Origin of the sequence: Pontibacter ummariensis (assembly GCF_900188175.1) — a bacterium.
Lineage (GTDB): Bacteria > Bacteroidota > Bacteroidia > Cytophagales > Hymenobacteraceae > Pontibacter > Pontibacter ummariensis.
Map to the genome: position 1 here is coordinate 1 of NZ_FZOQ01000056.1, position 7406 is coordinate 7406.

Consider the following 7406-nt stretch of genomic DNA (forward strand, 5'->3'; position numbering starts at 1 on the left):
CAGAGCTGGACGGCGTGACCACACATACCAAGATGGTGAAAGAGTAAGACAATCAAAATCAAACACAGAAGAGCCGGGTAAAAAAACCGGCTCTTTTCATTTTAAGGCATCAACTCTGTTGTGTTATGAAGTGCTGCAGCATATCTGGTGTGCAGGCTTACTCAACAACTCCAGATTTATCAACTTCATTAAGCCTACCTGCGGCAGTTGGCTCAGCCCAGCGGCGGGAGAGGGCAGCGCCACCCTTGCACGATAGGCAGCAGTCGGCTTTCGCTGCAAGTCCCCAGAAACATTGTCAATATCGGACTAATAGAAGTGCAGCTACCAGTATGCTGAGGTTGATCTGTGCCTGTAAACAGGCCTTGGTACCGGTGCGCCTTTCGAACGTGAAGGTATAATAGCCTTTTCATGAGGTGTAATAGAATTTAGAGGTGTAGCAAACGAGCTGCTTAAAGACAGGCTTAGGGCTGAGGTTTCTTTACAACCTACGAGTACACTTTCTTTCACCATTCCATGTATTTGTAAACCTATATATTTAATGCCTTAAGTGTAACAAAATATATCACAGGCGGTATATAGATGCTTAAAGTTAAAAATACTGTTGCTTTTATTATTTGAGCTGTGACGAGTGGTGCTGTGCAGGAAAATACTCTAGCGAAGACAAATTAGTAGCTTTTTGCTATTGATTTTGATTCAAATGTTTATTTTTACATGTTTGATATTTGTTAGATTCAAATATTTGCGGCGCGATATATAGATTTAGTATTTTCTTGAAGGCAGTTTGTACATTGCTCGTTACCTTGTTTTGCCCTTTTGTAAAGCTTTTTACAGCTTTTGTCTTATCTGATATGCAACTTGTTCTATACGGTATTCCTATTGGCTCCACACCTCCCCGTTTAAGTCCTGGCTTATGAAAAAAAGTTTTACGCATCTTATTGCTGAGCTTATAGACGCAAAAAAGTGTTTGCTCGGAGTCTTCTTATTGCTGGTGCTGTTGTTGGTTTCGCAGTTAGCTAATGCACAAACCATTACGTCTATAAGTCCTCCTTGTGCAACAGTTGGTGAAGGGACAACGCTGACAATTAGTGGTATGAACTTTACTACTGGAACCACTAAGCAGGGAAACAGTACTGAGGGTAATGTCAAAGTCATTATAACAAACAGTACCGGAGATAAATCTGTTTCCACTATTGTAGAGGCTTATTCAGCTAATGAGATAAGAAACATTGGAGTCACAGGCGCATTTTTAAGTCAAGCGGGAACATATACAGTTCAAGTTGCTAATAGAGACAACACCGGTAGTGGTTTTCTTTCTCCTTCAAGCGCTTTTTCTTTTCCGGTATATGCTAAGCTAACAATTGGTCAGCCGAGTGGTCTGTCTTCAGTTTGTGTTAACTCTACAAGTAGCTATAGTATTAACGTTGCAGGAGCAAAGACTTATGAATGGACAGTGTCAGGAGGCGCGACAATAGCGTCTGGAGGGGATACAGGATCGCCTATAATTCATTTTGATAATACGACTGGGACTGTACGAATAGGGGTTAGAGCCTTTAACCAGTGTGATTTTCCAACAGCGTTCAAATATATAGACGTAACGGTAAACCCGTTGCCGGAGGTCAAGATCACCAATCCTGCGGCAGTCTGCTCTCCCGGCACTGTTGACCTGACTGCCTCCTCTATTGTCTCGGGCAGCACTTCCGGCCTGACCTACACCTACTGGACGGACGCCGCTGCCACAACGCAGCTGCAGAATCCGGGTGCTGTTTCCGCCAGCGGCACCTATTACATTAAGGGCACAAAGGGTACAAGCGCTGAAGGCTGTTCAGATATAGAACCAGTTCAGGTAACAATTAATCCGTTGCCGGAGGTCAAGATCACCAATCCTGCGGCAGTCTGCTCTCCCGGCACTGTTGACCTGACTGCCTCCTCTATTGTCTCGGGCAGCACTTCTGGCCTGACCTACACCTACTGGACGGACGCCGCTGCCACAACGCAGCTGCAGAATCCGGGTGCTGTTTCCGCCAGCGGCACCTATTACATTAAGGGCACTGCGAGCACGGGGTGCTTTGTGGTTGTACCGGTTGAGGTGACGGTAAACCCACAGCCAGAGCTAACGGTAGTGAACCCGGAGGCGGTGTGTTCTCCTGGCCCTGTTGACCTTACGGCTTCATCAGTGACCTCAGGAAACCCCTCGAACCTGACGCTTAGTTATTGGACCGATGCAGCAGCCACAACAGAGCTAACAAATCCAAGTGTCGTTTCCGCCGGCGGCACCTATTATATTAAAGGCTTAGATCCGGTCACAGACTGTTTTGTTATAAAGCCGGTAGTGGTTACGATAGACGCATTGCCAGTAGTGACTGCCGACAATAAGCAGGTGTGCTACGGCGACAACACAGTTCCATTAACAGGGGGGCCAGACGGTGGCACTTGGAGTGGCACGGGTGTAAGCGGTTCCACTTTCAACGCCAGCGGCCTTGAGGCGGGTGAGTACACCGTAACTTACGAATACACCAATGAAAAGGGCTGTACCAGCACCGCCATGGCCACCGTAACAATTAATCCGTTGCCGGAGGTCAAGATCACCAATCCTGCGGCAGTCTGCTCTCCCGGCACTGTTGACCTGACTGCCTCCTCTATTGTCTCGGGCAGCACTTCTGGCCTGACCTACACCTACTGGACGGACGCCGCTGCCACAACGCAGCTGCAGAATCCGGGTGCTGTTTCCGCCAGCGGCACCTATTACATTAAGGGCACTGCGAGCACGGGGTGCTTTGTGGTTGTACCGGTTGAGGTGACGGTAAACCCACAGCCAGAAGCTAAAATAACGCCTACAGGGCCTACCAACTTTTGTTCTGGAAATACTGTTACCCTCAACGCCCCTACCGGATACACTAAATATGAATGGTTTTCAGGAGGCGTGCTAATGCCAGACAGTATAGCTAGTAGTATAAGAGTAGCAAAATCTGGTAGCTTCTACGTCAAGGTTACGAATGAATACAGTTGTTCTACTTTTTCTGCACCAATAGAGGTAAAAGTAGTAGAACTTGATCAAAATATAGCGTCTCTGACATACACAGGAGCTACTACCTTCTGTCAGGGTGGCTCTGTTCTGTTTCAGGCTGCTAAAGCACCTGAGGGTAAAGTGTACACTTACGTTTGGATGCACAAGCCTGTAGGAGCTGAAAGTTGGAACACCTTAGATGCTACGAATCAAACTTATACTGCTACAGCCTCAGGAGATTATCAGGTAGTTGTTACTAACGTCCCTCAAACAACAGATGAGATTAGGTGTTCTAAGACATCGGAATCAGTTACAGTTACAGTCATTCCACAGCCGACCGCTGAGGTAACTAGTGGTAGTCAAGAGGTTTGTGTCGGAACCGATGGGACGAATACCTTTATAGTTATAGGTAACTACTCTGGTGGCACCCCACTTTTTGTATCCTCTAGCAACAGTTTTAAAGTTATAAACCAAGTTGTTACTGGTAATCAAGTGGAGGCAACGATAGAGGCTACGGGCACAGGCTCTGCTACTGTTACTCTGCAGACCTCTAACCCGACAAGTGCCTGTGCTACTGCCTTCAGCAGTGTGACTCTGACAGTTAATCCACAGCCTGCCGTTACCTCTGCCTCGGCCACGACAGCTGCAAAATGCGTTGGCACTAACAACACAACAACGTTTGATTTGTCGGGGGTTGTGGCTAATGGCAGTCCGAATTGGAGCGTGGTAAGTAGCACAGGCACCATTACCTCGACAGGTGTTGCCTTTAGCAGTCCAAATTCTGCGAGCACTTCTGTGTCCGTTACTGGAACAGGTACAGTAACGGTGCGATTAACTTCAAGTAGTACAGTGGACGGATGTGAAGCTGCTTATAAGGATGTCACTCTTACAGTTCTTCCGCAGCCTACGGCTGCGGTGGTGGGGGGCAAGCAGGAGCTTTGTCTCGGCGCAGACGGTAAAACTACTTTCTCTGTTACTGGTAGTTATTCCGGGGGTACACCGGAATGGATTGTCAGCAATGGCTTTGTTATAAAGAGTGCGAGTTATGCAGACGGCCAAGCAACGGCAACGATAGAGGCTACGGGCACAGGCTCTGCTACTGTTACTCTGCAGACCTCTAACCCGACAAGTGCCTGTGCTACTGCTTCCAGCAGTGTGACTCTGACGGTTAATCCTTTACCGATAGTGACAGTGAGTGATGCCACGACGTGCTCTGGAAGCTCTGCTACCATTTCAGCAACTGTGTCGGGCGGTGGTACTGCTCCCTACCACTACAAATGGACGGTGCCTAGCGGAGCTGCAGATCCAGGCGATGTGGCAAGTTTCTCTGCCAGCGTAGCAGGAACATACAGTGTTGTGGTAACAGACAGCAAGACCTGCGGTAGCGCAAGCGACTCAGGTGTCTTAACAGTTAATCCACAGCCTGCCGTTACCTCTGCCTCGGCCACGACAGCTGCAAAATGCGTTGGCACTAACAACACAACAACGTTTGATTTGTCGGGGGTTGTGGCTAATGGCAGTCCGAATTGGAGCGTGGTAAGTAGCACAGGCACCATTACCTCGACAGGTGTTGCCTTTAGCAGTCCAAATTCTGCGAGCACTTCTGTGTCCGTTACTGGAACAGGTACAGTAACAGTGCGACTTTCTTCTGCTAATACTACGACTGGGTGTACAACCGCTTACAAGGATGTACCCCTTACGATAAGTCCTTTACCAGCAGTTTCTTTTTCGGGTGTAACTGATGGGCAAGTAGTTTATTCAGGCCAAGGAAACATAGCGCTATCTGGTTCTCCTACAGGAGGTACGTGGTCATGGCCAGGAGGAACAAGTAGTAGCTTTTCACCCTGTACAGCTTTCGCTGAAGCTATTAAGACTGCACCTAGTGGTGCTACGGAAGTAAATGTTACCATCTCCTATACTATCAAGGGGGGTAACGGCTGTACGAATACAGCGAGTAAAACTGTAAAGCTCAGAAAATCAAAATATGACTTTGTAATATTCTCAAATATAAAACCGTTCTGTAATGGAACTAATGTTGACCATAGAGTAAGTGTATACCGTGATGCTACTGTTATTTATCCTTATCTGGTAAATGAAAATGGTCAACCGGTTAAGGCAGATGGATCACCAGTTGGTCCGCAAGAACTACCTATCTGGAATCCTAATTATCCTTATCCTGAGGGGACAACAGATGTCGTAAAAAGAATGTCATTTAGATATTTTCAACCTATTGTTTCGGGTGGAGAGTTGATACCAGCTAGTAACTTTTCGTACCAATGGACCAAAAATCAGGAACAGAAAATTGGTAATGGACAAGTTACTTATTCTAACGCTGGTTTGTCTTCACTCGAGTATTACTCCGCGTATGTTAAAGGCAAAGGGATGTGTGGAGAAGCAATTGCTGAACAGTTAGCTTATAGAGCTTATGGAGCAGTGCTTGAAACTTATCAGATAGATGTGGCAGTTTCCAAAAATCCGTTGTGTCCTGGGGATCCTACTACATTTACAGCCAAATTAAACTCTAACTTTGAGTGGTGGAATATTGCCAATCTAACAATGGTTTGGAAGGTAAAAAGAGGGGGCAGTATTTATACTATAAAAACAGTACAAGGTACCAGTACATTAAACCTTACTAGTGCGGAAATTGAGGCAGCTCTAGCTAAACAAGGTGTAGATCCTGCAAAGCTAATAGATAATGATCAAGTATACATTGACTTTACATCTGACATCACATCTGCAGGTGGAAGCGGAAACTGTAATGGGAATTCTACGACTACTCCTATTACAATGCGCGTTAATGACCTCACATCAGCAAGGGGTACTCCAAAGTATCCATCAATCTGTTTAAATGGTTCGGAGACATTCTCTGTAACTGCATCTGCTACAGGAACAGCACAAGTTACTTATACATGGACTGTTAATGGACAAACTTATACTACAACAGTTCCTAGTCTTACTATTGGTACTGGTGAAACATCGGAAATTACAGCCGTTCCAGGTAAATATCCTGTAAGTGTGGTAGTGTCAAACATTTGTGAGGCTTTACCTCCTCTAGATTTAGGAATTTTAACAGTAAAGCCAGCCCTCTCACCATTCACTTTATCGGGTAACAATAGTTTTTGTGCTGGTACATCTACTGAGACTTTTCCTGTTACGTTGTCTGGTTCTGAAACAGGGGTTAAGTATACCTTAATGCAGGGTAGCACAGCAGTACAGACGTTGGACGGAACAGGGGGCGAGCTCGTGTTTACTGTTCCGAGTACAGTAGCTACTTACACCGTTCAGGCGGCTTATGCAATAGAACCTGCTTGTGCGGTTAGCATGACGGGTAGTGTGGCTATCACAGAAGATCCCCTACCTCTTGAGCAAGCTATAACCACAGCAGACGGAACAAATTATTGCGCCAATAGCACAGGAGTGACCATAGGGCTCGCCGACTCACAGTCTGGCGTTACTTACACATTGATGGATGCAGCCGGAACTACTGTGGCAAGTGTAGAGGGAACTGGTGAAGCAATTACATTCCCTGGTTACATTTCCGCAGGCACTTATACAGTAGTAGCTATTAACACAACAACAACCTGTTCAAGGGCAATGGTAGAGAGTGTGACGATCAGAGAAACAGCACTACCAACGGTTTATAATGTAACAGGAGGTGGTAGCTATTGTGAAAGAGACGGTTTTGGAGTGTCAGTTGGGTTAGATGATTCGCAGGCTGGCGTTAGCTATCAGTTACAACTGACTGCTAACGGTAGTACTGTAAATGTAGGTGACCCTGTAGTTAGTAGTGGGGGCGCAATTGACTTTGGTTACCAGAGAGAGCCTGGAACTTATACAGTAGTAGCGACAACAAGCCCTGATGCAACCACCGCAGAATGCCCGAAAGAAATGTCAGGAAGTGCTGAAGTTAGCGTTACATCCGTAACTACAGTAACAAAGGGTATTCTTGACGTAGTGTGGATTGAGAACAACACAAAGTGGAGGGTTACAGCGGAGGAGGACTTAAGCCAAGGGATAGACTTCCCGGAGACAGGAGCTAGATATTACTGGTACAGGCGCACCTCCTCAACTGGCGACTGGGGAGAGTTAGTGTTCTCTAGTACTACAACTAATGAATATATAGAGAATGCCCCTGGCGAAAATGTAGAATTGAAAGTTGAAGTATTTAATGGTGACCAGTGCTTGCTGAATATATTAACTAACATAGGTGTAACGCCGCTCCCGGTAGAGCTGATCTACCTGAACGCGAGCAGGCAGGGCAACAACGTGGTGCTGGACTGGGCCACGGCCTCGGAGGAGGGCAACGTGGGCTTCGAGGTGCAGGTCTCCGAGGACGGCTTTAACTTCCGGAAGCTGGCCTTCGTGGAGACCAGGAACGGCAACTCCAGCTTAAAGCAGGTGT

At 46.7% G+C, this 7406-nt stretch carries 2 protein-coding genes; both read left to right on the plus strand.

Going from position 1 to position 7406, the window contains the following annotated elements; all coding sequences use genetic code 11:
- On the plus strand, window positions 1–256 hold a 256-nt coding region (locus CHB92_RS26040), incomplete at its 5' end, for a hypothetical protein (RefSeq protein ID WP_218824313.1).
- 654 nt (window positions 257–910) lie between these two features.
- Window positions 911–7406 (plus strand): IPT/TIG domain-containing protein (locus CHB92_RS25155; protein WP_144266401.1); only part of this gene is annotated, 6496 nt, incomplete at its 3' end.